The sequence below is a fragment of the Pseudomonas sp. B6(2017) genome (assembly GCF_002112765.1).
Lineage (GTDB): Bacteria > Pseudomonadota > Gammaproteobacteria > Pseudomonadales > Pseudomonadaceae > Aquipseudomonas > Aquipseudomonas piscis.
The window spans coordinates 357658-380533 of record NZ_NEIQ01000006.1 but is presented as its reverse complement, the minus strand read 5'-3'; the positions used below and the strand labels follow the sequence as shown (position 1 = coordinate 380533).

Here is a 22876-nt window from a genome sequence, read left to right as displayed (position 1 = left end):
GTCGACCTGGGCCGGGTCGATGCCGGTCTGGGCCAGCAGTTGGCGGATCACCGCGGCGCCGAGGTCGACGGCGGGAATGGCCGCCAGCGAGCCCTGGAAGGTGCCCACGGCGGTGCGGGTAGCGGCAACGATTACGACGTCTTGCATGATGGGCTCCTCAGGCGAACTGCATTTCGGGAACGTGGTCCGGCACGATCAGCTTGCCGGCGGTCTTGCTGACGATTTCCTCGACGCTGACCCCGGGGGCGCGCTCCTTGAGGATGAAGGCGCCATCCTCGATTTCGAGGTAGGCCAGGTCGGTGAGCACGCGCTTGATGCATTGCGCGCCGGTCAGCGGCAGGCTGCAGCGGCTGAGCAGCTTGGACTCGCCGTCCTTGGACGCGTGGGTCATGGTGACGATGATGTTGTCGGCACCGGCCACCAGGTCCATGGCGCCGCCCATGCCCTTGACCAGCTTGCCGGGGATCATCCACGAGGCGATGTTGCCCTGCACGTCCACTTCGAAGGCGCCGAGCACGGTGAGGTCGATGTGGCCGCCGCGGATCATCGCGAAGGATTCGGCGGAGGAGAAGATCGATGCGCCGATGCGTGCGGTCACGGTCTGCTTGCCGGCGTTGATCATGTCGGCGTCGATCTGGTCCTCGGTGGGGAAGGCGCCCATGCCCAGGAGGCCGTTTTCCGATTGCAGCATGACTTCCATGCCGTCGGGGATGTAGTTGGCCACCAGGGTCGGGATACCGATGCCCAGGTTCACGTAGTAGCCGTCCTGCAGTTCGCGGGCGACGCGCTGAGCCATTTGTTCGCGGGTAAGAGCCATGTTTATTGTCCTTTTAGTCGGGCTGGGGAAGGGCGATCACTTGCGCACGGTGCGCTGTTCGATGCGCTTCTCGAAGGTGCCGCAGATGACCCGGTCGACGTAGATGCCCGGGGTGTGGATCTGCGCCGGGTCCAGTTCGCCCGGCTCGACGATTTCTTCCACCTCGACCACGGTGATCTTGCCGGCGGTGGCCGCCAGGGGGTTGAAGTTCTGTGCGGTATGGCGATAGATCACGTTGCCGAAGTGGTCGGCCTTCCAGCCCTTGACGATGGCGAAGTCACCGGTGATGGACTCTTCCATCAGGTAGGTGCGGCCATTGAACTGGCGGGTTTCCTTGCCTTCGGCCACTGGAGTACCGACGCCGGTGGCGGTGAAGAAGGCCGGGATGCCGGCGCCGCCTGCGCGCATTTTTTCCGCCAGGGTGCCCTGGGGGGTCAGTACCACCTCGATCTCGCCGCTGAGCAGTTGCTGCTCGAACAGGGCGTTCTCGCCGACATAGGAGGCCACCACCTTGCTGATCTGGCGGTCTTCGAGCAGCACGCCCAGGCCGAAGCCGTCGACGCCGCAGTTGTTGGATACCACGGTCAGGTCGCGGGTCCCCCGGCGCTTGATCTCGGCGATCAGGTTCTCGGGAATGCCGCACAGGCCGAAGCCCCCGGCGATCACGGTCATGCCGTCTTGCAGACCTTCCAGGGCTTCCTCGTAGGACGCCACGCGCTTATCGAAACCTGCCATATGCACCATCCTCTTTCTTGTTCGTTGGCGGCTGGCCAGCCGTTGTGGGATCAGTGTTGCGCCATGGGATTGATTTGTTAAGTTGATTTTTAAGGTTGATTGATTTGAAAAACAGCATAATGAGCTGCAAGCTGCAAGCTGCAAGCTGCAAGCTGCAAGCTGCAAGCTGCAAGCTGCAAGCTTATAGCTTGTGGCCTGTCGCTGCGCCTCCTGAGGATGATGGATGACGGTCAAACAGATAAGGGCCTTCCTGGCGGTGGCCCACAGCATGAGTTTCGCCCTGGCCTGTGAGCGCCTGCACCTCTCGCAGTCGGCGCTGAGCCTGACCATCAAGGCCCTGGAAGAGGGCCTGGGCGGACGCTTGTTCACCCGCAATACGCGCAACGTCGCCCTGACGCCCGAGGGCGAGGCGCTGTTGCCCCTGGCCCGGCGCCTGATCGCCGACTGGGACAACGCCGAGGACGAAATGCGCCAGCGCTTCACCCTGCAACGCGGTCGGGTGACCCTGGCGGCCATGCCGTCCTTCGCCGGCAACCTGCTGCCGCCGATCCTCAAGCAGTTCCGGGCCCGCTACCCGCAGGTCAACGTCACGGTCAACGATGTGATCAACGAGCAGGTGCTGGAGATGGTCCGCGACCGCGAAGTCGAGCTGGGGGTGGCCTTCGAACCCCAGGACAGCACTTCGCTGGCGTTCACCCCGCTGTATGTCGATCGCTTCGTCGCCGTGGTGTCCCGGGAGTCGCCCCTGGCACAGCGCAGCGAGATCGACTGGCAGACGCTGTTGCAGGAGCCCTTCATCACCCTGCAGCGCCCCTCCACGGTGCGGGTCATGCTCGAGGAGCATCTGCGGGCCCAGGGCGTGCAGTTGCCGGTGGAGTTCGAGAGCCACCAGTTGGCGACCGTGGGCCGCATGGTCGCCAGCGGTCTTGGGGTGAGCGCGGTACCGGCCTTGTGTGCCGGGCAGATGCGTGAACTGGGTGGGCACTGCATCACCCTCGGCGAGCCGGTAGTGGAGCGGGCCATCGGGGTACTGACCAAGCCGGGAGAAGAGCTGTCCACCGCGGCCCAGGCCTTGTTCGACATCCTGCGCGAGGCCAGCCTCGGCCAGCGCCTGCCTGCCTGATTCAACTGCCCAGGCGTTCGGCGAGCCAGGGCAGGGCCTGGTCGCAGGGCTGCTCCAGCTTGAGGTCCAGCAACGCATCGGCGCGGGTCTTGCCGAAATTGATGGCCAGCAGCGGCTTGCCTTGCTCGACCACCGCCCGGCACAGGCGAAAGGCCGAGTAGGCCATCAGCGACGATCCCACCACCAGCAGGCCGCCGGCTTCATGTACCGCACTCCAGGCCTCGGCGGCCGTGGGCGGGGCCACGTTCTCGCCGAAGAACACCACGTCGGGCTTGAGCCGCGCGCCCTGGCAGTGGGGGCAGTGTGGCACCTGGAAGCGTGCCTCGAAGGCCGGGTCCAGCAGGGTATCGCCATCGGGCGCCTGTACTGCGTCGACGCCGGCCAGGTACGGGTTCTGTGCCTCCAACTGTTGCTGGATGGCGTCGCGCTCGCTGCGCTGGTTGCAGTCCAGGCACAGTACCCAGTGCAAGCTGCCGTGGAGTTCGATGACCCCGGGGCTGCCAGCCTGGTCGTGCAGGGTGTCGACGTTCTGGGTGATCACCCCGGCGATCCGCCCCTTGGCCTGCAACTGCGCCAGGGCCAGGTGCGCGGCGTTCGGCCGGGCCTGGCGGATGCGCGGCCAGCCGAGCATGGCCCGGGCCCAGTAGCGCCGGCGGGCTTCGCTCTGGTTGAGGAATTCCTGGTACATCATCGGTTGCCGCCCACGGCGCACACCTTCGTTGTCGCGGTAGTCGGGGATGCCCGAAGGGGTGCTGATACCGGCTCCGGTCAAGACCATGAAAGGCTGGGTGTCCAGGGCGGCGGCGAGTCGTTCCAGGGAGGGCGCGGCGGGTTGGTTCATGCTCGGGGCTCGTTCAGGCAGGCCTGGTAGAAATAGCCGCAAAGCCGGCGTTGCGCCAGCGCCCGTCAGCAGGTGGCGGAACCCGGGCCAGGTTACGGATTGCCGTGGGGCCTGCCGCAGGGCATCGGCAGGCCCGCCCGGGGATCAACTGGAATGCTCGCTGTCGTCCTCCAGGGGCATGTCCACGTTGTTGTCTTCCTGGCCCGGCAGTTCGGTGATCACGCTGAAGTCGCTGACCTCCACGGCGCCCAGGCCATAGCCCAGCAGGTGGAAGGAGAATGCCTTGCGGGTCTGCGGGTTGTCGAAGCGGAAATCCATCTGCAGGGGCTGGTCCGGGGTCACCAGCATTTCTTCCGGCAGGCCCAGGGGCACGTCCTGTTCCAGTTCCTTGCCCTTGAGCAGGATGTAGGCGTTCTGCTGCGGATCGGCCGAGCGCACGGTGAAGCGCACGCGGGTCTGGGTCCCCTTGGGCATCTCCAGGTATTGGGCGCCGATCAGGTTGTCGGCCCAGTCGTCCTTGATCTGCGCCTGCAGCGGGATGATCGCCGGGCTGCCGAACTGGTAGTGCTGGTTCAGTGGCGATTGCAGCAGGCTGCGGTCCAGGTTCGCCGCCCGGGCGCTGACCAGGCGAGCCCGCTGGCCACCGTACTGGCCCAGGAAGCTGGCGCTGTCGGCGATGAAGCCGGGGCTGGCGTAGTTGCGGCAGCGCTGCTGGAAATCACACTCGGTGAAGGTGCCCTGGCCATCGTGGTAGCGCAGCTTGCCGTTGGTGTAGGACATGATTTCCCGGCCCCCGGCATAGTCGCGGAACAACGAGCGGCCGCTGAGGCTGGCGGGTACCGGCAGGGCGAAGTAGTCCAGCACCGAGGCGCTGAGGTCGACATGGCCATAGGTGCCGGACTTGATGTGCGGCAACAGTTGCTGGTCCGGGGCCAGCATCAGGTTGAAGCCCCAGGACGAGGCCAGGCGCACGCCATCGATGCCGTGGGACTCATCGGACGTGATGATCACCAGGGTGTCCTTGAGCACGCCCTTGCGCTCCAGGCCCTCGAGGAAGTTGCCGATGGCGTCGTCCAGGTAACCGACCGCAGCCTGCTTGGGCGTGTCATAGCGTTCCAGATACTCCTCGGGGGCCGAATAGGGCTGGTGGGTGCCGACGGTCAGCAGGGTGAGCATCCACGGCTGCTTGTTCTTCTTCAGCTGGTCGATGTAGCCCAGGGCGCCTTCGAAGAACGCCTTGTCATCCTTGCCCCAGGGAAATTCCAGGTAATTGGGGTTGTTGAACCATTCCAGGCCATGGGTCGAATCGAAGCCGATGTGCGGCATGATCTTGTCCTTGGCCATGAAGCGCAGGCCGGCACCCTGCAAGTAGTGGGTCTGGAAGCCGAACTTGTGCATCTGCGCCGGCAGGCAGGCCTTGTTGCGCTGGTTCTGGGTCAGCATCTCCACGCCCTTGGGCGTGCCGTTGTCCAGCTTGTCGTAGTCGCCGCAGAGCATGGCGTACAGGCCACGGATGGTCTGGTGGCTGTGCAGTACGTAGTCGGGGGTGTTCATCCCGCGTTCGGCCCAGGCGCTGAGCTTGGGCATCAGGTTTTCCTGGTAGCGGCTATGCAGCGCTTCGCGGTTGGTCTTGATATAGGCGCCGGGAATGCCTTCCAGGGCGATCAGCAGCACGTTGCGCGCCCGGCCGGCGCTGGGCAGCAGCGGCTGGCCCGCAAGATCCAGGTTGGTCAGGCCGGCCATCTGCACTGGCGCGTCTGGGGCGTCACCATCGAGCCAGTCTTCGACGCGGATCTGCGCCTGGCCCACGGCAGTGGCCAGGGCCTGGTGCGGCAGGTTGAACAACTGCCATTGGTCAGCCTCGCTGGGCTTGAGGTACTGGATGCCACCGTGGGCCAGCAGCAGCACCGCCGGCAGGCTCCAGGCGTGGCGAGGCAGCGCCGGCAGCGATACCCCGCGACTGCTGCGCTGCACCACCAGCCACAGCACCAGGCCCAGCAACAGCGCCAGGCCCAGTTCGGGGTGGGCCTGGCCGCCGCCAGTGGAGTTCTCGACGAATTGCGGGTCCACCAGGTAGTGCAGGTCGGCGACGTTGGGCATGCGGCCCACGGCGCTGACCAGCTCGGCGCTGACCAGGGTCAGCAGGGCCCAGATCACCAGCACCGACAAGGCCAGCCACCAGCGTCGGCGGTACAGCAGCACGGTGAGCAGGCTGGCGCTGGCCAGGTCGGAAAGGTAGCCCAGCGGGTTCGACCAGCCCAGGGCCAGGCGCGCGCCCATGGGGATCAGCAGCAGAAGGCCGAACAGGGTGCACAGGGGGGCAAGGGGGTGTTGTAGGCAACGACGGATAAAATTCACAGATAACCTGCCTGTCATCAAAGCTTCACGCAAATGTGCGCAATGGTAACAAGACCCGACGGCAAGTCCTGCCATAAATTGCCGGCGCGATGCTGATCCAGGGGTTGTTGCTGAACGCCCCAGTGCGCCACCAGGGAGCTGCCGGGCCCTGGAACAGGGGCTCGCAGGATGCATAGGGGCCGGGTGTGCAGGCTGGATTTACTATTGCAGGTTGTTAAAAAACGCGTGGCCAGTGGCGGCGCTGCCGGCCAGCGAGGCAGGAGCATCACCCGTGCCAGGCAATCTGCGTCGTATGCCTGGGCCCGGGCTTGGCGAGTTCCGGGCAGGCAGATATCCCCGCTGCCCATGGCGTTGTCCGTGATTGGCAGGAGTGGCCAAGGCCTGCGCTGGTCCTCGGGGTGGTGGGAGGAGCCGAAGGTCCGGCCCCTGGAAAGCATCATTCGCCGCGGATGTACTGCTCCAGCTGGCGGATCAGGTCGGCCTGTTCGGCGATCGCTTCCTTGACCAGGTCGCCGATGGACAGCAGGCCCAGCAACTGGCCGTTCTCCACCACGGGCAGGTGGCGCAGGTGGTTGTCGGTCATGATGCTCATGCAGGTCTCGACATTCTGGTGCGAGTCCACGGTGATCACCGGCGAGCTCATGATCGCGCTCACCGGCGTGCCTACCGAGGAGCGCCCGTGCAGCACCAGCTTGCGCGCATAGTCGCGTTCGCTGATGACCCCGACCACTGCGCCGTTTTCCAGGACCGGCAAGGCGCCGACGTTTTTCTCGGCCATCAGCATCAGGGCTTCCAGCACCATCTGCTGCGGGGCGATGGTGTGCACTTGCTGATGGTGCTTGGCCTTGAGTTTCAGCAGTTCTGCGACGCTCTTCATTGGGGGCGCTCCGGTTGTTCTGCAGGGGGCGGCGCCGGCCGCCCCAAGGTGGGTTTCTACAGAATCGTAGAGACTGGGCCGGCCGGCAAGGCTGAAAGCGGCAGATAGACGGCGAAAAACGTCAATCGGCAGGATTTTTCTGCTGCCTTGCCAGGAAAAGTCCCGCCTGGCCTTGGCATCGGGCGCTCCAATCCTGGGCGCAGCGGTTCAGCAGCGGTTGATATTGGCCAGGGTCATGGGCGCGATGATCCGGTGAAAGGGCGCCACCGGCAGCATGTACAGGCGCCCCAGCAGGTTGTGCGGGTGCACCACGGTGGACAGCACCACCGGGCGTTGCCCGTCGTCGTTCAGGGCCAGGCGATTCAGGGACAGGTACACGTCCAGGTGCTTGTCGCGGTCCACCACTAGCACCTCGTCGGGCGTCTGCGACACCAGGGTGAAGATGCCGACCCGCTGGCCTGGCTGGTAGTCCTCATCGGCTCGTGCCAGGTCGATGCGGGTCAGGCGGCCCAGGTCCTTGAGGCCGACCAGCTGCACCACGCGATTACGCAGGGCCATCATCCGGTCGATCCAGGCCGGCGTCCGGCTCATCAGGCCCAGCAGGTGGCGCATGGCGCTGCGCTCGGGGTCGTCGGCCAGCACCTGACGGCAATCGATGAAGCTTGCCCCGACGGCCAGGTTGGCGATGCTGGATGGGCTGGGCACTGGGCAAGGCTGGACGGCGGTATGCATCGATACGATTCCCTGTAGGTCATGACGGCGCTTGGTGGCGCGCGGCAAAAATACCATTGTGCTATGGCCGCTGCCGAGCCTGCGAGGTTGCGACAAGGTCGAGCCTCGGCGGCCGCTGTGCGCCCGTACGCAGCCTGCGGCAGCGGCTACACGAAGCGACCTCGAGGCCTCCACTGCACGCGTCAATGGCCGCAACGCCCAGCAAGACCTGGGCAGTGGCTATGCGCAGAAGGTGGCAGGCAGCATGAAAAAAGGCGCCCGCAGGCGCCAAGGATTCACCCCAACCGAGGGAGCCGGGTGAAGCCGTTCGCAGGAGTGTCGCGGTGGTAAGGCGCGACGTGAACGGAAGAGGGAGGGCGCCGGCGGGAGCACGGGCGCCGGAACATCACTTGCCCAGCTTGATCCGGGTCCAGCCGCGGTTCATCACGCGCTGGATCGGGATCGGCTGGTCGGGCACCGCATACAGGGTGGCCAGCACGTCCTGGGGCGGGTAGGAGGCCGGATCGTTGCGGATCGCCTCGTCCACCAGCGGTGTGGCGGCGGCATTGGCGTTGCTGTAGCCCAGGCTGTTGGTGACCTCGGCGATGATGTCCGCGCGCATCAGGAAGTTCATGAACAGGTAGGCGTTGTCGACGTTGGTGGCGTCCTTGGGGATGGCCATCATGTCGTAGAAACTGCCGGCGCCTTCCTTGGGAATGCTGAACGCGACTTTCTCCTTGTTGCCCGCTTCTTCGGCGCGCGAGCGGGCCTGCAGCACGTCGCCGGAGTAACCCACGGCCACGCAGATGTTGCCGTTGGCCAGGTCCGAGATGTACTTGGAGGAATGGAAGTAGGTCACCGACGGGCGGATCTTCATGAACAGCGCCTCGGCCTCGAGGATCTGCGCCTTGTCCTTGCTGGCCGCCGGGTAGCCCAGGTAGTGCAGGGCGGCCGGGAGCATCTCGGTGGGCGAGTCGAGGAAGCTGATGCCGCAGGCCTTGAGCTTCTCGGCGTTCTCGGGCTTGAACAGCAGGTCCCAGGAGTTGACCGGTGCGTCGCTGCCCAGGGCCGCCTTGACCTTGTCCGGGTTGTAGCCGATGCCGATCGAACCCCACATGTAGGGGAAGGCATGGGCATTGCCCGGGTCGCTGGCGGAAGCGTTCTTGAGCAGCACCGGGTTGAGGTTCTGCCAGTTGGGCAGCTTGGACTTGTCCAGTTCCTGGTAGACCCCGGCCTTGATCTGCTTGGCCAGGAAGCTGTTGGACGGCACCACGATGTCGTAGCCCGACTTGCCGGTCAGCAGTCGCGCTTCCAGGGTCTCGTTGCTGTCGAAGACGTCGTAGGTCACGTGGATGCCGGTCTCGGCCTCGAACTTCTTCAGGGTGTCCGGGGCGATGTAGTCCGACCAGTTATAGACGCGCAGCACTTTGTCGCCAGCTTGGGCGCCGGCGACCAGGGCGCCGGTCAGGGACAGTGTCAGCAGCAGTTTGGCGGACCATATCCTGCCAGGCATTTTCATCACGACAACTCCATTCTTATTCTCAAAACGGCCGCCGGGGCGGCCTTGTCACGCAAGGGTTCAAGCCGTTGCCGGCTGCCGCTTGGCCTGGGGCCTGGCGGGTGTGGGGTTCCACGCTTCGTTGGCCGTGAACTCCATGGCCTCCTGGATCGCCCGCTTGCGGGCTTCCTCGGCGCGTCGGCCGAAGTACCAGACCAGGAAGGTCACCAGCGATACCGCCAGCAAAATCAGGCTGGCCACCGCGTTGATCTCCGGCTTGACCCCCAGGCGCACCGCCGAGAAGACTTCCATCGGCAAGGTGGTGGAGCCCGGGCCGGACACGAAGCTGGCCAGCACCAGGTCGTCCAGCGACAGGGCGAAGGACATCATGCCGCCCGCCGCCAGGGAGGGCGCGATCATCGGGATGGTAATCAGGAAGAACACCTTGAAGGGCCGCGCTCCCAAGTCCATGGCCGCTTCTTCGATGGACAGGTCCAGTTCACGCAGGCGCGCGGAGACTACCACGGCTACGTAGGCTGCGCAGAATGTCGTGTGGGCGATCCAGATGGTGGCGATCCCACGCTCCATGGGCCAGCCGATCAATTGCGCCATGGCCACGAACAGCAGCAACAGCGACAGGCCGGTGATCACCTCGGGCATCACCAGCGGCGCGGTGACCAGGCCGCCGAACAGGGTGCGGCCCTTGAAGCGGGTGACCCGGGTCAGCACGAAGGCCGCCAGGGTGCCCAGGGCCACCGCCGCCACGGCGGTGTAGCAGGCGATTTCCAGGGAGCGCAGTACCGAGCCCATCAGTTGCTGGTTGTCCAGCAGGCCCACGTACCATTTCACCGACCAGCCGCCCCACACCGTCACCAGCTTGGAGGCGTTGAACGAATAGATCACCAGGATCAGCATCGGCAGGTAGATGAACGACAAGCCGAGCACCAGCATCAGTTTGGAAAATTCAAAGCGTTTCATGCCCGTCCCTCCATCTCTTTGGCCTGGCTGCGGTTGAACAGCAGGATCGGCACGATCAGGATCGCCAGCATCACCACCGCCAGGGCCGAGGCCACCGGCCAGTCACGGTTGTTGAAGAACTCCTGCCACAGCACGCGGCCGATCATCAGGGTTTCCGGGCCACCCAGCAGTTCCGGGATCACGAATTCGCCCACCACCGGGATGAACACCAGCATGCAGCCGGCGATGATGCCGTTCTTGGCCAGGGGCACGGTGATCTTCCAGAAGCTGTTGAAGTTGCTCGAACCCAGGTCGGCGGCGGCTTCCAGCAGGCTCTGGTCATGCTTGACCAGGTTGGCGTACAGCGGCAGCACCATGAACGGCAGGTAGGCGTAGACCACGCCGATGTACACCGCGAGGTTGGTGTTGAGGATCTCCAGCGGCTGGCTGATCAGCCCGGTCCACAGCAGGAAGCTGTTGAGCAGGCCGTTGTTGCTCAGGATGCCCATCCAGGCATAGACGCGGATCAGGATCGCGGTCCAGGTCGGCATCATGATCAGCAGCACCAGCACGTTCTGGGTTTCCTTGCTGGCCCGGGAGATGGCGTAGGCCATGGGGAACCCCACGGCCAGGCACAGCAGGGTGCTGATCAGCGCCACCTTCAGCGAGCCCAGGTAGGCCGAGAGGTACAGCTCGTCGCTGGCGAGCATGGCGTAGTTGCCCAGGTTCAGCAGCAGCTGGAATTTCTGTTCGGCGTAGGCATAGATCTCGGTGTAGGGCGGGATCGCCAGGGCTGCTTCGGAGAAGCTGATCTTCATCACCAGGAAGAACGGCAGCATGAAGAACAGGAACAGCCAGAGGAAGGGAATGCCGATCACCAGCTTGCGGCCAGAGGGCAACATGCGCAGCAGTTTGCGGTCCAGGGTCATGGTCGAGGTCCTCATGCGCGCAGTACCACGCCGCTGTCGTCTTCCCACCAGACGTAGACTTCGTCATCCCAGGTCGGCCGGGCGCCGCGGCGTTCGGCGTTGGCCATGAACGACTGGACGATCTTGCCGCCGGGCAGCTCGACGTAGAACACCGAGTGGCCGCCCAGGTAGGCGATGTCGTGGACCTTGCCCCGGGACCAGTTGTAGCGCGACTCCGGCTTGAGGGTGGTGACCAGCATCTTCTCCGGGCGGATGGCGTAGGTCACCGACTTGTCCTGGACCGAGGTGCTGACCCCATGGCCGACGTAGATCTGCTGCGCCAGGTCCGGGCAGTCGATGATGGCGTAGCCTTCCAGGTCTTCGGTGACGGTGCCTTCGAAGGCGTTGACGTTGCCGATGAACTCGCACACCAGGCGGCTCACCGGGGCCTCGTAGATGTCCACCGGGCTGCCGGTCTGGGCGATCCAGCCCAGGTGCATGATGGCGATGCGCTGGGCCATGGTCATGGCTTCTTCCTGGTCGTGGGTCACCATCACGCAGGTCACGCCTACGCGCTCGATGATCTCCACCAGCTCCAGTTGCATCTGCGAGCGCAGCTTCTTGTCCAGGGCGCCCATGGGCTCGTCGAGCAACAGCAGCTTCGGCCGCTTGGCCAGGGAGCGGGCCAGGGCCACGCGCTGGCGCTGGCCACCGGAGAGCTGGTGCGGCTTGCGCTTGGCGTACTGGGTCATGTGCACCAGCTTGAGCATCTCGCCGACCCGGGCGTCGATCTCGTCTGCCGGCAAACGGTCCTGCTTGAGGCCGAAGGCGATGTTCTGGGCCACGGTCATGTGGGGGAACAAGGCATAGGACTGGAACATCATGTTGATCGGCCGCTCGTAGGGCGGCATGTCGGTGATGTCCACGCCATCCAGCAAGATGCGTCCCTCGGTGGGCCGCTCGAACCCGGCGAGCATGCGCAGCAGGGTAGACTTGCCGGAGCCGGAACCGCCCAGCAGGGCGAAGATCTCGCCTTGGTGGATCTCCAGGGACACATCGTCCACGGCCACGGTTTCATCGAACTTCTTGGTCACGCGGTCGATCTTCACCAGAACCTTCTGCGGGCTCGGGTGGCCTTCGAGGGCCTTCCGGTAAGTGCTGGAGGCGTTTGCCATGTGAAACTCCCAACAGATATCAGCGGCCCGGCCAATTCGGCCCGGCCTAAAGGTTGATTGCCAGCCCGGGGGCGGGCTGATTCGGCGCCGCCTCCCTGGCGGCCTGACGCTATTTGTTGTTGTGGTCTTGCCGTTTGCCGCTCACGCCGAATGTGGGGCGCGCACGAGGGCACGCGCCATGGGGCAGGGCGTGTTGTTACAGGTGCAAATGCGCGACGCGCAGGGCTTAGCGGCGCTGTGCGGCTCGTTGCCGGCAGGCGTCGCCGAAGGCCTGGAAGATCCGCAGGTAGGCCGGGTTCGACAGCACCTGCCATTCCGGGTGCCACTGCACGCCGAAGGCGAAGGCCTTGCTGTGTTCCACCGATACCGCCTCGATCAGGCCGTCCGGCGCCACGGCCTCGACCCGCAGACCCGGAGCCAGGCGATCGATGCCTTGGCTGTGGATCGAGTTGACCTGGATCTCGCCATCCAGGCCCATGGCCGCGAAGACCCCGCCGGGCTGGATCGCCACCGGGTGCGCGGGGGCGTACTGCACCTCGATACGCGGATCGTCGGCTTCGCGGTGATCGAGAAAGCCCGGCAGCTCGTGGACCTTCTGGTGCAGGCTGCCACCGAAGGCCACGTTCATTTCCTGGAAGCCGCGGCAGATACCGAGCACCGGCACGCCGGCGGCGACGGCCGCACGCAGCAGGGGCAGGGTGGTGGCATCGCGTTGCGGATCATGGGCGGTACCCGGTTCGCTGGGCGGGCCCTGATAGTGGAAGGGTTCGACATTGGATGGCGAGCCGGTGAACAACAGCCCGTCCAGGTTGTGCAGCAGATCCTGGATATCGACCAGGTCCGCCAGGGAAGGAATGACCAGGGGCAGGCCTTCGGCCGCGACGCTGACCGCACGCAAGTACTTGTCGCCGCTGACGTGGTAGGGATGCAGACCGATCTCTTTGACGCACGCAGTAACGCCGATCAATGGCTTGAATGCCATTTTTATCACCTCGAAATTCACGCTGGAACGAGTTTTTCCAGAGCTTATCCTCGTTGATTTTAATTAACAACTTCCATGTAAAAAATTCTAAACGCATTTCATCTGAAAGCCTTGAGTGGCGCAGGTGCTGAGGCTTATTTGGTTTTTATGGGGCAAAATAATTAACGAATCGGCGCCCTGCGGGGCTATTGACTTCGGTTTTTCTTTCGGATTGACTGCTGATGCGTCACCGCAGTGAACATAATAATTAACACGATAGGTGCATCATGTCGGTCCCCCCGCGTGCCATTCAGCTCAATGAAGCCAACGCCTTCCTGAAAAAACATCCCGAGGTTCTCTACGTCGATCTGCTGATTGCGGACATGAACGGTGTGGTGCGCGGCAAGCGCATCGAGCGTACCGCCCTGCACAAGGTCTATGAGAAGGGCATCAACCTGCCGGCCTCGCTGTTTGCCCTGGATATCAACGGCTCCACGGTGGAAAGCACCGGCCTGGGCCTGGACATCGGCGACGCCGACCGCATCTGCTACCCGATCCCCGGCACCCTGAGCGTCGAGCCCTGGCAGAAGCGCCCCACCGCGCAGTTGCTGATGACCATGCACGAGATCGAGGGCCAGCCGTTCTTCGCCGACCCCCGCGAAGTGCTGCGCCAGGTGGTGAGCAAGTTCGACGAGCTGGGCCTGACCATCTGCGCCGCCTTCGAGCTGGAGTTCTACCTGATCGACCAGGACAACGTGAACGGCCGGCCGCAATCGCCGCGTTCGCCGATCTCCGGCAAGCGCCCGCAATCGACCCAGGTCTACCTGATCGACGATCTGGACGAATACGTCGACTGCCTGCAGGACATCCTCGAAGGCGCGAAAGAGCAGGGCATCCCCGCCGACGCCATCGTCAAGGAAAGCGCCCCGGCGCAGTTCGAAGTCAACCTGCACCATGTGTCCGACCCGATCAAGGCCTGCGACTACGCGGTGCTGCTCAAGCGCCTGGTGAAGAACATCGCCTACGACCATGAGATGGACACCACCTTCATGGCCAAGCCTTACCCGGGCCAGGCGGGCAACGGCCTGCACGTGCACATCTCGATCCTCGACAAGCAGGGCAACAACATCTTCGCCAGTGAAGACCCCGAGACCAATGCGGCCCTGCGCCATGCCATCGGCGGCGTACTGGATACCCTGCCGGAGCAGATGGCCTTCCTGTGCCCCAACGTCAACTCCTACCGCCGTTTCGGCGCCCAGTTCTACGTGCCGAACTCGCCGACCTGGGGCATCGACAACCGCACCGTGGCCGTGCGCGTGCCCACCGGTTCGCCGGACGCGGTGCGTATCGAACACCGGGTGGCCGGTGCCGACGCCAACCCCTACCTGCTGATGGCCTCGGTGCTGTCGGGCATCCACCACGGCCTGACCAACCAGATCGAACCCGGCCCAGCCATGGAGGGCAACGCCTACGAGCAGAGCGAGCCGAGCTTGCCGAGCAACCTGCGCGACGCCCTGCGCGTGCTGGACGACAGCGAGGTGATGGCCAGGTACATCGACCCGATGTACATCGACGTGTTCGTGGCTTGCAAGGAAAGCGAGCTGGCGGAGTTCGAGAACTCCATCTCAGACCTGGAATACAACTGGTACCTGCACACGGTCTGACGGCCGTGTGTCCTCGCGCGTTGAGTATTCGCCATGACTAGATCCCGCAGCGATTGGGAGCAGCGCTTCCAATCCCTCACCCTGGAAGGTCGCGCCTTCATCGACGGCCAGTACTGCGCTGCCCAGGGCGGCGCCACTTTCGAATGCCTGAGCCCGGTGGACGGGCGCTTCCTGGCCAATGTCGCCAGTACCGACCAGGCCGATGCCGATCATGCCGTGGCCGTGGCGCGCCAGGCCTTCGCCAGCGGCGTGTGGTCGGGCAAGGCCCCGGCCGAGCGCAAGCGCATCCTGATCCGCTTTGCCGAGCTGATCCTCGAGCACCAGGAAGAACTGGCGCTCCTGGAGACCCTGGACATGGGCAAGCCCATCAGCGATTCCCTGGCCATCGACATCCCGGCCACGGCCAACGCCATCCGCTGGAATGCCGAAGCCATCGACAAGCTCTACGACGAAGTGGCGGCCACGCCCCACGACCAGTTGGGCCTGGTGACCCGCGAGCCTTCGGGGGTGGTGGCGGCCATCGTGCCGTGGAATTTCCCGCTGATCATGGCCAGCTGGAAGTTCGCCCCGGCCCTGGCGGTGGGCAACTCGTTCATCCTCAAGCCTTCGGAAAAGTCGCCGCTGACCGCGATCCGCATCGCCCAGCTGGCCCTGGACGCCGGCATTCCCAAGGGCGTGTTCAACGTCCTGCCGGGCTACGGCCACACTGTGGGCAAGGCCCTGGCCCTGCATATGGACGTGGACGTGCTGGCCTTCACCGGCTCCACCGCGGTGGGCAAGCAACTGCTGCAGTACTCCGGCCAGAGCAATATGAAGCGGGTATGGCTGGAGGCCGGCGGCAAGAGCGCCAACGTGGTGTTCGCCGATGCACCGGACCTGGGCGAAGCGGCCCGAGCGGCGGCTGCGGCGATCGCCTTCAACCAGGGCGAAGTCTGTACTGCCGGCTCGCGGCTGCTGGTGCAGGCGTCGATCCGCGAGCAGTTCCTGCCGTTGCTGGTGGAGGCGCTCAAGGCCTGGCAGCCCGGGCATGCGCTGGACCCGGCCAGCCGCGTCGGCGCCGTGGTGGATGAGCGCCAGCTGGACAACGTGCTGCGCTACATCGGCATCGGCCGGGAGCAGGGCGGGCGACTGTTGGCCGGTGGTGCGCGCACCCTGCAAGGCACCGGCGGCCTGTATGTCGAGCCGACCGTCTTCGACGGGGTGACCAACGCCATGACCATCGCCCGCGAGGAGATCTTCGGCCCGGTGCTGGCGGTGATCGAGTTCGACAGCGAGGAACAGGCGCTGCAGATCGCCAACGACAGCATCTTCGGCCTGGCTGCTGCCGTATGGACCCGCGACCTCAGCCGCGCCCATCGCTTCGCCCGGGGCCTGCGCGCCGGCAGCGTATGGGTCAACCAGTACGACGGCGGCGACATGACCGCGCCGTTCGGTGGCTTCAAGCAGTCGGGCAATGGCCGCGACAAGTCGCTGCATGCCTTCGACAAGTACACCGAGCTCAAGGCGACCTGGATCAAGCTCTAAGACCTATAACAACGGCAGGGCGGTCGAGCCGCACCTGCTGGGGAACTACGACATGCAAACCTACGTGAACAGCTATTACGCGGCGACCCGCAACCGGACCGTCGACTACCCCGAGCTCGACCAGTTGGTGGAGTGCGATGTCTGTGTGATCGGCGCCGGCTATACCGGCCTGTCCTCGGCGCTCTTCCTGGCCGAGGCCGGCTACAGCGTCACCGTGCTCGAGTCGGCCAAGGTCGGCTTTGGCGCCAGCGGGCGCAACGGCGGGCAACTGGTCAACTCTTACAGCCGCGATGTGGATGTGATCGAAGAGCGCTACGGGGAAAAGAGCGCCGAGGTGCTCGGCAGCATGATCTTCGAAGGCGCGGACATCATCCGCCAGCGCATCCAGCACTACGATATCCAGTGCGACTACCGTCCTGGTGGCATCTTCGCCGCCCTGAACCCCAAGCAGCTCAAGGGCCTGGCCGAGCAGAAGCGCAACTGGGAACGGCTGGGCAACCACAACCTCAAGCTGCTGGACAAGGCGCAGATCGACCGCGAAGTCGGTACCCGCAACTACGTCGGCGGCTTGCTGGACATGCAGGGCGGGCATATCCACCCGCTGAACCTGGCCCTGGGCGAGGCCAACGCCATCATCGGCCTGGGCGGCAAGATCTTCGAGCAGTCGGCGGCCCTGGAAATCACCTACGGCGAGCCCAACGTGGTGCGCACCGCCAAGGGCGTGGTCCGCGCCAAGTACCTGCTGATCGCCGGCAACGCCTACCTGCAGCAGGACCTGGACCCGCGCGTGACCCGCAAGAGCATGCCCTGCGGCTCGCAGATCGTGGTCACCGAACAGCTGCCGGAACCACTGGCCCGCAGCCTGATCACTAACAACTATTGCGTGGAAGACTGCAACTACCTGCTGGACTACTTCCGTCTAACCGGTGACAACCGCCTGCTGTACGGCGGCGGGGTGGTCTACGGTGCCCGCGAGCCCAACGACATCGAGCAACTGATCCGGCCGAAGATCCTCAAGACCTTCCCCCAGCTCAAGGACGTGAAGATCGACTACCGCTGGACCGGCAACTTCCTGCTGACCATGTCGCGCATGCCGCAATTCGGCCGGATCGAGAAGAACGCCTACTACATGCAAGGCTACAGCGGCCATGGCGTGACCTGCTCGCACCTGGCCGGCAAGCTGATCGCCGAGATGATTCGTGGCGATGCCGAGCGCTTCAACGCCTTCGCCTCGCTGCCGCACATGCCGATGATCGGCGGCCGCACCTTCCAGGCGCCGCTGACCGCCATGGGCGCCGCCTATTACGCCCTGCGTGACTGTTTCGGCATCTAATCCGAAAGGACGCCCGCGCTCCTGTTCTATGCAGGAGCGCAGCTTGCTCGCGATGAACGATGACGCTGTTTGCCAAGCACCAAGCGTCGATAGGCTTGGTGCCCGCTTCGCGGTCGAGCGCATTACCTCCCAGGCCCCCGAAAATCCACCGTAAAATCCCCGTAAACCCCTTGTCGCCAGCCTTTACAGCACCGCCGTCAAACATGTTTAAATAGCCGCCTTTCCGGCTCCAGGGGCAGCCAGATCGCGATTTTCGCGACCCAACCGCCACACGATTCCCTCCAGTTCCTCTCACATAAGGCTGTTATGGACACGGGCACACGACTCAAACTCGTTCGCGAAAGCTACAACCTCTCCCAGCGCGAGCTGGCCCGGCGTAGCGGCGTTACCAATGCCACCATCTCCCTGATCGAACAGAATCGCGTCAGCCCCTCCGTCAGTTCCCTGAAAAAGCTGCTGGAAGGCATTCCCATGTCCCTGGCCGACTTCTTCACCTTCGACCAGCCGCCCCGTGAGCACCAATACGTATTCCGTGCCAGCGAACAACCCGACCTGGGCCGTGATGGCCTGCGCCTGTTGATGGTCGGCGCACCCCTGGCCAACCGGCAGATGCGCTTTTTGCGCGAGCAGTACGCCCCGGGCGCCAGCTCCGGCGAAGAGCCGATCGTGCACAACGAAGGCGAGGAGTGCGGCCTGGTGATCCGTGGCACCGTGGAACTGACGGTGGATGGCCAGGTGAGCGTGCTCAATCCGGGCGATGGTTACTACTTCCCCACCACCTTGCCCCATAGCTTCAGGAACATTGGCCAGGATGAGGCCGAGATCATCAGTGCCAACACTCCGGCGAATTTCTGAGCCGGGATACTCGCCCTGGCTTGGGAACGGTATCCGGCAACGTCGTTACCTTGCGGTGGACGCTGAAAAGGACAATGACAGATGGATATTGCTGCACGATTCATCATCCACCAGACCCGACACTGGACCCTCAATCACCGAGTGAACAGTGCGTTGCCCGGTTACCTGATGCTCGGCGCCCGGCAACCGACCACCTCACTGGCGTCATTGCCAGTGCAGGCGCAGGTCGAGTTGGGCAGCCTGATGGCGCTGACCCAGCAGGTACTCGAAGACCAACTGCAACCGACACGCCTGTACATAAGCCGCTATGGCCACGATGCCGGTCACTCCATCCACTTCCATTTCATCCCCATCTATTGCTGGGTCGAGGCGTTGTTCTGGGAGGATGAGCGCTATCGGCTACTGGAGTCTTTCGATGGGGGGCAACGCCCTCGACTCCAGACCGATGGCGCCGAGCTGACCCTGTTCGTCTGGCGGGAGTTCTGCGAGCGCCCAGAGCCGCCGGCCATCCAGGGGCCGTCGGTGGATGAAAGCATTGCGAGCCTGCGCAGGGCGTTTGCATCCCTGGCCGATGTCTAGCTGGAGTCAGTCGTGGTGGTAGGTTGCAAGGTGAAAACGGCGGCTCACCGACTGCTGCGTGGGACACTCAGGCGGTAAGCCAATCAGCGGTGCAGGTACCCGGACGGGCGTATCAGCCCTCTGTCGAAGCCTGGGCCTCGCGGGCGGCCTCTTCGGCCAGCTTCAAGCGATCGGCCTTGCAGATGTACCTGGGCTTGTTTTTTGGTGCCAGCTTGGCCTTGGCTTTCTTGGCGTGGGCGTCCAGCAGCTGCTTGATTTTCTTGCGACGATTCATCGTTCTCTACCTGGGGGACAAGCGCGCGGATGATATCAGCTTGAACTGGATCCCCGTACGCGCCTGGGTTGCCGCGTGTCGTCTCAGCAGCCTGGGCCCTTGAGGTCGGTGCCGATGGTGACCGCGGTGACCTGGACTTTTTCAAAGGCTTTCTGGGCTGCGGCGGCGTATTTCTGGTCGCAGTTGAAGCGCGTTTCCATCACATAGTCCTCGCCTTCGGCCTTTTGCATCTGGCTCGCCCATTGGTCGGCGGCGTTGATCGCGGCATCCGAGACCAGCGTCACTTCCAGCATTACCTGCTTGAAGTCCACGGCATGGGGTCCTTCCCACAGCGCATAGACCGAAGGGTCCGCGGCGTTGCCGCACATGCTCAGGCAGTCGGCGCTATAGCTCAGGCCGCCGCCGGATGAAGCCTCGAAGGCGCCCAGGGTCAGGGGCTGGCCGGGAGCAGGGGCATAGGTACCGACGAACTGGGTCAGGTCGGCCTGGCATTTGGGGCCCAGCTCCATGCGCAGGGCGCTGACCTTGCCGCCTTCTACCGTTGCGGTGATCTGGCAACCCTGGATCTTGAACACATGGGCATTGCCGTTGGATTCCCGGGGGATTCCGGCGATCGATTCGAAGTAGCGCTGGTTGGTGCCCAGCATGTCGCCGGTGAAGACCTCGGCCACGGAGGCGGCGTGGGCCACGTCGAGAGACAGCGCCAGGGTGGCGGCACAAAGGCTGTAGAGCGCCTTGTTCATGGAAGCGTCCTTTCAATTGAGAGACCAATGCCTGTGGTCATCGGCAGGTGGATCGGGACGCGAGTGTAGCAGGCGCGCGCCGGTGTATTTCAATGGGGACTGTGATCGGTATGGGGGTCATACCAGATCTTGTTGACGTAGCACTTGGACTTGTTGTTGCCCACTTCGTCGGATGAGTACGCCTGAAGGGATTTCGCTGTGGAGGCGATGGTATCCAGCCGCGCCTGATACTCCGCCAGTTGCGGTTGGGTGAGCATCTCGAAGCTTTTCACTTGCTCCAGGCCTTGTGCCAGGGCCTGGCCGCGAGCGGTCAGGGAGTACCCCAGGTTGCAGGAGTGGACGCGCTGGCTGGTATTGCCCGAGGCAAGTTTCCTGGCGTTGGACAGATCCGCCTCGGCACTTGCCAGGTACCTTTCCTGTTCCGACAGACGAACCTTGGCCTTCTCGATCCGGGAGGTGGAAACCAGGAGCAGTTGATCGCTCAGGAACAGCATCTTGCCGAGCGCTTGTTCGTATTCCTGGACGTTGTAGGTATTGGCCAGGCCCAGGAAGGAAGACTTTCGCTCGATGCTGGGCTTGAAGCTGGCGAAGCGTTCTTCTGCCCTGGTCATTGCAAGATCCTGTCGCGCCGCGGAGCTCAGGTTGTCCTTGAGGGTCTTGTAGACCAGGGCATAGCAATCTTCGGAACGTGTGCACATGTCCCGCAGCCTGGCCCAGAGGATGTAGGACTCGCTGGCCTGTCCTCGCAGTCGGGTCATTTCCCTGCCGGTTGCACTGGTCCTACCCTCGGCGCATACCACTGTGCGTGCGCTGGCATCGTAATCGGCATAGACGGTCGTGAAGTCATCGGCGGTTGTCTTGTAGGAGAAGTCCTTTCTTATTTCTATCAGTGCGTCCTTCATGTCCTTGACGTCGTTGGGGGTGAATCCCAATACCTGCTTCAAGCCCTTGCCCGCCCCGTAGCCTGCGCCGGTAGCGGCACACGAGAGCTCGTCCACGGCATTGCGCACGGTTTCGTTCACTTTATCGAGGTATCCATAGACGCTTCGGTCGGTGCGATCGAGGATCTTGAACACCTCGGTGCGCACATCGGCGGGCAACGCCTTGATGACCGCCAAGGTCTCCTTGTCGACCCCGGCGGTTACTTCGAAACCCAGGGTCGCTTTCAATTCCCCCAGGAAGGCGAAGCTCGTGCCTGGCAGGCCCAGCAAGATCGTGGCCCCCAGCGCCTTTGAAACCGTCCTGAATACTGCTGCATGTTTTGGCATTTGAACTCCTTGTAGGAAGACAGGCTGACCAGCTTGACCCTGCATCTGAACCATGAGCCTGGGCAGCGCAATGCTATCAAAGCGCCAGGTTTCGCCGAGAAGCGTAGGTGCAAACGGTGGCAAAGCCATCGCGGGCAAAAAATATACCTGGCCCCCGTATTAAGTACCTCGAGTGCCGGGATACTTCGGGTCAAGCTGGATAACGCGGCGGCCCTTGCTTGCAATCGACCCTGGGCCCATGGTTCATGTCCGGGTGGAGTCGGCAGCGACGAGCTGACTATTGAAAAGGAGCTGCGGGGTGATTTCGACGCGTTCGATAAAGGCCAATGAATGGCCGCAATACCGGGATATGCGCCTGCGGGCGCTGGAGGATTCACCGGATGCTTTCGCCAGCACCCTTGAGGACGAAGCGGCGCGGACGGACGAGGAGTGGGCGGCACGTATCGCTGCTGGCCTGGCTGGCGGCAATGACCTGCCGTTGTTCGCCTTCAAGGGGAGCCAGGCCTGTGGCCTGGTCTGGTGCAAATTGCCGGTCGCCGAAAGCGCGGTAGCCGATATCTACCAGATGTGGGTCGATCCGGCTTGCCGTGGTCTCGGGGCCGGCGCTGCCTTGCTCGAGCAGGTACTGGCCTGGGCCCGGGGCAAGGGCGCACGGCGGATTCGGCTGGGGGTCACCTATGCCCGGACGCCAGCCATGCATTTGTACCAGGCCTGTGGTTTTCGCCCCGTGGGTGCGCTCGAGCCATTGCGCGCGGGTTCCAGCCTGATGTCCCAGGCCATGGAGTTGGAGCTCGCGGCGCTGTGAAACACCGGCGAGCCGAGTCCGGATCGGGCGGTGCCCGGCCCATCCTGTTGCGCCAGGCAAACGGTCAAGACCATTGGCCTGGCGCAACAGCTGCTGGCGAAGCGACCGGGCAACCTATCGATCGTGCAGGTGCTTTTTCAAGAACAGGCGAGTCCGTTCATGGGTCGGGTTCTGCAGGATTTCCCGGGGTGTTCCTTCCTCGACCACCACGCCACCGTCCATGAAGATGATCCGGTCGGCGACCTCGCCGGCAAAGCGCATTTCATGGGTGACGATCAGCATGGTCATGTGTTCGGCGGCGAGCTGCTTCATTACCTGGTTGACCTCTTCGACCAGCTCCGGGTCCAGGGCCGAGGTCGCTTCGTCAAACAGCATCACCTTGGGGCGCATGGCCAGCGCCCTGGCGATGGCCACCCGTTGTTTCTGCCCGCCGGACAGGCGCGAGGGGTATTCGTCGAGCTTGTTGGCCAGGCCCACTTTCTCCAGGTACTCCATGGCCAGCTCGCGAGCCAACGGCTTGGTGAGCCCCTTGAGCTTGATCGGGCCGATGGCGATGTTTTCATGCACGGTCAGGTGCGGGAACAGGTTGAAGTGCTGGAACACCATGCCCATCTGCTGGCGCACGCTATTGATGTGCTGCTCGAAGGCCCGGCCTGTCAATGGTCGGTTGACCTGCTCGCCTTCCAGCCAGATCTCGCCGTCGTCAAGTACTTCCAGGTGATTGATCGAACGTAGCAGGGTGCTTTTACCGGAGCCGCTGGGGCCGATGATGGCGATGATCTGCCCGCGTGCGACGGACAGGTCGATGCCCTTGAGGACTTCCAGCGCCCCATAGGCCTTGCGCGCCCCCTTGACTTGGATCATGAGCTT

At 63.9% G+C, this 22876-nt stretch carries 22 protein-coding genes and 1 pseudogene; 7 read left to right on the top strand and 16 right to left on the bottom strand.

The window, feature by feature from the left end:
- The 3 genes and pseudogenes from CAG11_RS13035 to CAG11_RS13025 form a co-directional block, all read right to left on the bottom strand.
- A pseudogene (locus CAG11_RS13035) lies at positions 1 to 147 on the bottom strand (acetyl-CoA C-acetyltransferase); the annotation flags it as partial.
- Positions 148 to 157: 10 nt separating this feature from the next.
- Positions 158 to 817 carry a CoA transferase subunit B gene (locus CAG11_RS13030; RefSeq protein ID WP_031320552.1) on the bottom strand — a complete coding sequence of 220 codons (660 nt, stop codon included), beginning with the start codon at positions 815 to 817 and terminating at the stop codon, positions 158 to 160.
- Between the two features lie 36 nt (positions 818 to 853).
- A complete protein-coding gene (locus CAG11_RS13025) occupies positions 854 to 1552 on the bottom strand; it encodes a CoA transferase subunit A (RefSeq protein WP_085596668.1) in 699 nt (232 codons plus the stop codon).
- 223 nt (positions 1553 to 1775) lie between these two features.
- Between CAG11_RS13025 and CAG11_RS13020 the strand changes: the two genes are divergently transcribed.
- Positions 1776 to 2675: a LysR family transcriptional regulator gene (locus tag CAG11_RS13020; protein WP_085596657.1), complete on the top strand. Its 900-nt coding sequence runs from the start codon at positions 1776 to 1778 to the stop codon at positions 2673 to 2675.
- A 1-nt stretch (position 2676) separates the two neighbouring features.
- On the opposite strand, the gene CAG11_RS13015 is transcribed toward CAG11_RS13020, so the two are convergent.
- The 9 genes from CAG11_RS13015 to CAG11_RS12975 form a co-directional block, all read right to left on the bottom strand.
- Positions 2677 to 3516, bottom strand: coding sequence for an NAD-dependent protein deacetylase (locus CAG11_RS13015; protein ID WP_085596656.1), 840 nt, complete (start codon positions 3514 to 3516; stop codon positions 2677 to 2679).
- 144 nt (positions 3517 to 3660) lie between these two features.
- Positions 3661 to 5892, bottom strand: coding sequence for an LTA synthase family protein (locus CAG11_RS13010; protein ID WP_085596655.1), 2232 nt, complete (start codon positions 5890 to 5892; stop codon positions 3661 to 3663).
- Between the two features lie 418 nt (positions 5893 to 6310).
- A complete protein-coding gene (locus CAG11_RS13005; RefSeq protein WP_022641043.1) occupies positions 6311 to 6751 on the bottom strand; it encodes a CBS domain-containing protein in 441 nt (146 codons plus the stop codon).
- 207 nt (positions 6752 to 6958) lie between these two features.
- On the bottom strand, positions 6959 to 7483 hold the full coding sequence (locus tag CAG11_RS13000; RefSeq protein WP_085596654.1) for a DUF2867 domain-containing protein: 525 nt from the start codon (positions 7481 to 7483) through the stop codon (positions 6959 to 6961).
- A gap of 385 nt (positions 7484 to 7868) precedes the next feature.
- A complete protein-coding gene (locus CAG11_RS12995; RefSeq protein WP_022641041.1) occupies positions 7869 to 8981 on the bottom strand; it encodes a polyamine ABC transporter substrate-binding protein in 1113 nt (370 codons plus the stop codon).
- A gap of 60 nt (positions 8982 to 9041) precedes the next feature.
- Positions 9042 to 9938, bottom strand: coding sequence for an ABC transporter permease subunit (locus tag CAG11_RS12990; RefSeq protein ID WP_085596653.1), 897 nt, complete (start codon positions 9936 to 9938; stop codon positions 9042 to 9044).
- Positions 9935 to 10816, bottom strand: coding sequence for an ABC transporter permease subunit (locus tag CAG11_RS12985; protein WP_177409115.1), 882 nt, complete (start codon positions 10814 to 10816; stop codon positions 9935 to 9937). The genes CAG11_RS12990 and CAG11_RS12985 overlap by 4 nt, the downstream gene beginning before the upstream one ends.
- 41 nt (positions 10817 to 10857) lie before the next feature.
- Complete coding sequence (gene potA / locus CAG11_RS12980) at positions 10858 to 12000, bottom strand: polyamine ABC transporter ATP-binding protein (protein ID WP_053136440.1); 1143 nt, start codon at positions 11998 to 12000, stop codon at positions 10858 to 10860.
- A 226-nt stretch (positions 12001 to 12226) separates the two neighbouring features.
- Positions 12227 to 12982: a gamma-glutamyl-gamma-aminobutyrate hydrolase family protein gene (locus CAG11_RS12975; protein ID WP_053136438.1), complete on the bottom strand. Its 756-nt coding sequence runs from the start codon at positions 12980 to 12982 to the stop codon at positions 12227 to 12229.
- Between the two features lie 266 nt (positions 12983 to 13248).
- Between CAG11_RS12975 and CAG11_RS12970 the strand changes: the two genes are divergently transcribed.
- From CAG11_RS12970 to CAG11_RS12950, 5 genes are all read left to right on the top strand, one after another.
- Positions 13249 to 14625, top strand: a complete 1377-nt coding sequence (locus CAG11_RS12970) for a glutamine synthetase family protein (protein WP_022641037.1) — start codon at positions 13249 to 13251, stop codon at positions 14623 to 14625.
- Positions 14626 to 14658: 33 nt separating this feature from the next.
- On the top strand, positions 14659 to 16149 hold the full coding sequence (locus tag CAG11_RS12965; RefSeq protein WP_022641036.1) for an aldehyde dehydrogenase: 1491 nt from the start codon (positions 14659 to 14661) through the stop codon (positions 16147 to 16149).
- A 52-nt stretch (positions 16150 to 16201) separates the two neighbouring features.
- The gene (locus tag CAG11_RS12960) at positions 16202 to 17482 is read left to right on the top strand and encodes an FAD-binding oxidoreductase (RefSeq protein ID WP_085596651.1); all 1281 of its coding nucleotides are present in this window, start codon (positions 16202 to 16204) and stop codon (positions 17480 to 17482) included.
- Between the two features lie 306 nt (positions 17483 to 17788).
- A complete protein-coding gene (locus tag CAG11_RS12955; RefSeq protein ID WP_022641033.1) occupies positions 17789 to 18337 on the top strand; it encodes a cupin domain-containing protein in 549 nt (182 codons plus the stop codon).
- A gap of 81 nt (positions 18338 to 18418) precedes the next feature.
- Complete coding sequence (locus tag CAG11_RS12950) at positions 18419 to 18916, top strand: HIT family protein (protein ID WP_085596650.1); 498 nt, start codon at positions 18419 to 18421, stop codon at positions 18914 to 18916.
- Positions 18917 to 19028: 112 nt separating this feature from the next.
- Here CAG11_RS12950 and CAG11_RS12945 read toward each other — a convergent pair whose 3' ends face one another.
- The 3 genes from CAG11_RS12945 to CAG11_RS12935 all read right to left on the bottom strand — a co-directional run bounded on the left by CAG11_RS12945 (position 19029) and on the right by CAG11_RS12935 (position 21201).
- The gene (locus tag CAG11_RS12945; RefSeq protein ID WP_085596649.1) at positions 19029 to 19190 is read right to left on the bottom strand and encodes a DUF2986 domain-containing protein; all 162 of its coding nucleotides are present in this window, start codon (positions 19188 to 19190) and stop codon (positions 19029 to 19031) included.
- A gap of 83 nt (positions 19191 to 19273) precedes the next feature.
- Entirely contained in the window at positions 19274 to 19933 is a 660-nt protein-coding gene (locus tag CAG11_RS12940; protein ID WP_085596648.1) for a hypothetical protein, read from the bottom strand.
- Positions 19934 to 20022: 89 nt separating this feature from the next.
- A complete protein-coding gene (locus CAG11_RS12935; RefSeq protein WP_143494550.1) occupies positions 20023 to 21201 on the bottom strand; it encodes a hypothetical protein in 1179 nt (392 codons plus the stop codon).
- Positions 21202 to 21499: 298 nt separating this feature from the next.
- Here CAG11_RS12935 and CAG11_RS12930 point away from each other — a divergent pair, with 298 nt between their 5' ends.
- Complete coding sequence (locus CAG11_RS12930; protein ID WP_085596646.1) at positions 21500 to 22006, top strand: N-acetyltransferase; 507 nt, start codon at positions 21500 to 21502, stop codon at positions 22004 to 22006.
- Between the two features lie 114 nt (positions 22007 to 22120).
- Here the strand turns inward: CAG11_RS12930 and CAG11_RS12925 are convergent, their stop codons facing one another.
- Positions 22121 to 22870 (bottom strand): amino acid ABC transporter ATP-binding protein, encoded by a 750-nt coding sequence (locus CAG11_RS12925; RefSeq protein ID WP_177409113.1) that lies wholly within the window; start codon positions 22868 to 22870, stop codon positions 22121 to 22123.
- Positions 22871 to 22876: the final 6 nt, after the last annotated feature.

Bases quoted from the DNA above. Each gene is read 5' to 3' on its own strand.
- CAG11_RS13030 (WP_031320552.1), bottom strand. From the start codon at position 817: ATGGCTCTTACCCGCGAACAAATGGCTCAGCGCGTCGCCCGCGAACTG.
- CAG11_RS13025 (WP_085596668.1), bottom strand. From the start codon at position 1,552: ATGGCAGGTTTCGATAAGCGCGTGGCGTCCTACGAGGAAGCCCTGGAA.
- CAG11_RS13020 (WP_085596657.1), top strand. From the start codon at position 1,776: ATGACGGTCAAACAGATAAGGGCCTTCCTGGCGGTGGCCCACAGCATG.
- CAG11_RS13015 (WP_085596656.1), bottom strand. From the start codon at position 3,516: ATGAACCAACCCGCCGCGCCCTCCCTGGAACGACTCGCCGCCGCCCTG.
- CAG11_RS13010 (WP_085596655.1), bottom strand. From the start codon at position 5,892: ATGACAGGCAGGTTATCTGTGAATTTTATCCGTCGTTGCCTACAACAC.
- CAG11_RS13005 (WP_022641043.1), bottom strand. From the start codon at position 6,751: ATGAAGAGCGTCGCAGAACTGCTGAAACTCAAGGCCAAGCACCATCAG.
- CAG11_RS13000 (WP_085596654.1), bottom strand. From the start codon at position 7,483: ATGCATACCGCCGTCCAGCCTTGCCCAGTGCCCAGCCCATCCAGCATC.
- CAG11_RS12995 (WP_022641041.1), bottom strand. From the start codon at position 8,981: ATGAAAATGCCTGGCAGGATATGGTCCGCCAAACTGCTGCTGACACTG.
- CAG11_RS12990 (WP_085596653.1), bottom strand. From the start codon at position 9,938: ATGAAACGCTTTGAATTTTCCAAACTGATGCTGGTGCTCGGCTTGTCG.
- potA (WP_053136440.1), bottom strand. From the start codon at position 12,000: ATGGCAAACGCCTCCAGCACTTACCGGAAGGCCCTCGAAGGCCACCCG.
- CAG11_RS12975 (WP_053136438.1), bottom strand. From the start codon at position 12,982: ATGGCATTCAAGCCATTGATCGGCGTTACTGCGTGCGTCAAAGAGATC.
- CAG11_RS12970 (WP_022641037.1), top strand. From the start codon at position 13,249: ATGTCGGTCCCCCCGCGTGCCATTCAGCTCAATGAAGCCAACGCCTTC.
- CAG11_RS12965 (WP_022641036.1), top strand. From the start codon at position 14,659: ATGACTAGATCCCGCAGCGATTGGGAGCAGCGCTTCCAATCCCTCACC.
- CAG11_RS12960 (WP_085596651.1), top strand. From the start codon at position 16,202: ATGCAAACCTACGTGAACAGCTATTACGCGGCGACCCGCAACCGGACC.
- CAG11_RS12955 (WP_022641033.1), top strand. From the start codon at position 17,789: ATGGACACGGGCACACGACTCAAACTCGTTCGCGAAAGCTACAACCTC.
- CAG11_RS12950 (WP_085596650.1), top strand. From the start codon at position 18,419: ATGGATATTGCTGCACGATTCATCATCCACCAGACCCGACACTGGACC.
- CAG11_RS12945 (WP_085596649.1), bottom strand. From the start codon at position 19,190: ATGAATCGTCGCAAGAAAATCAAGCAGCTGCTGGACGCCCACGCCAAG.
- CAG11_RS12940 (WP_085596648.1), bottom strand. From the start codon at position 19,933: ATGAACAAGGCGCTCTACAGCCTTTGTGCCGCCACCCTGGCGCTGTCT.
- CAG11_RS12935 (WP_143494550.1), bottom strand. From the start codon at position 21,201: ATGCCAAAACATGCAGCAGTATTCAGGACGGTTTCAAAGGCGCTGGGG.
- CAG11_RS12925 (WP_177409113.1), bottom strand. From the start codon at position 22,870: ATGATCCAAGTCAAGGGGGCGCGCAAGGCCTATGGGGCGCTGGAAGTC.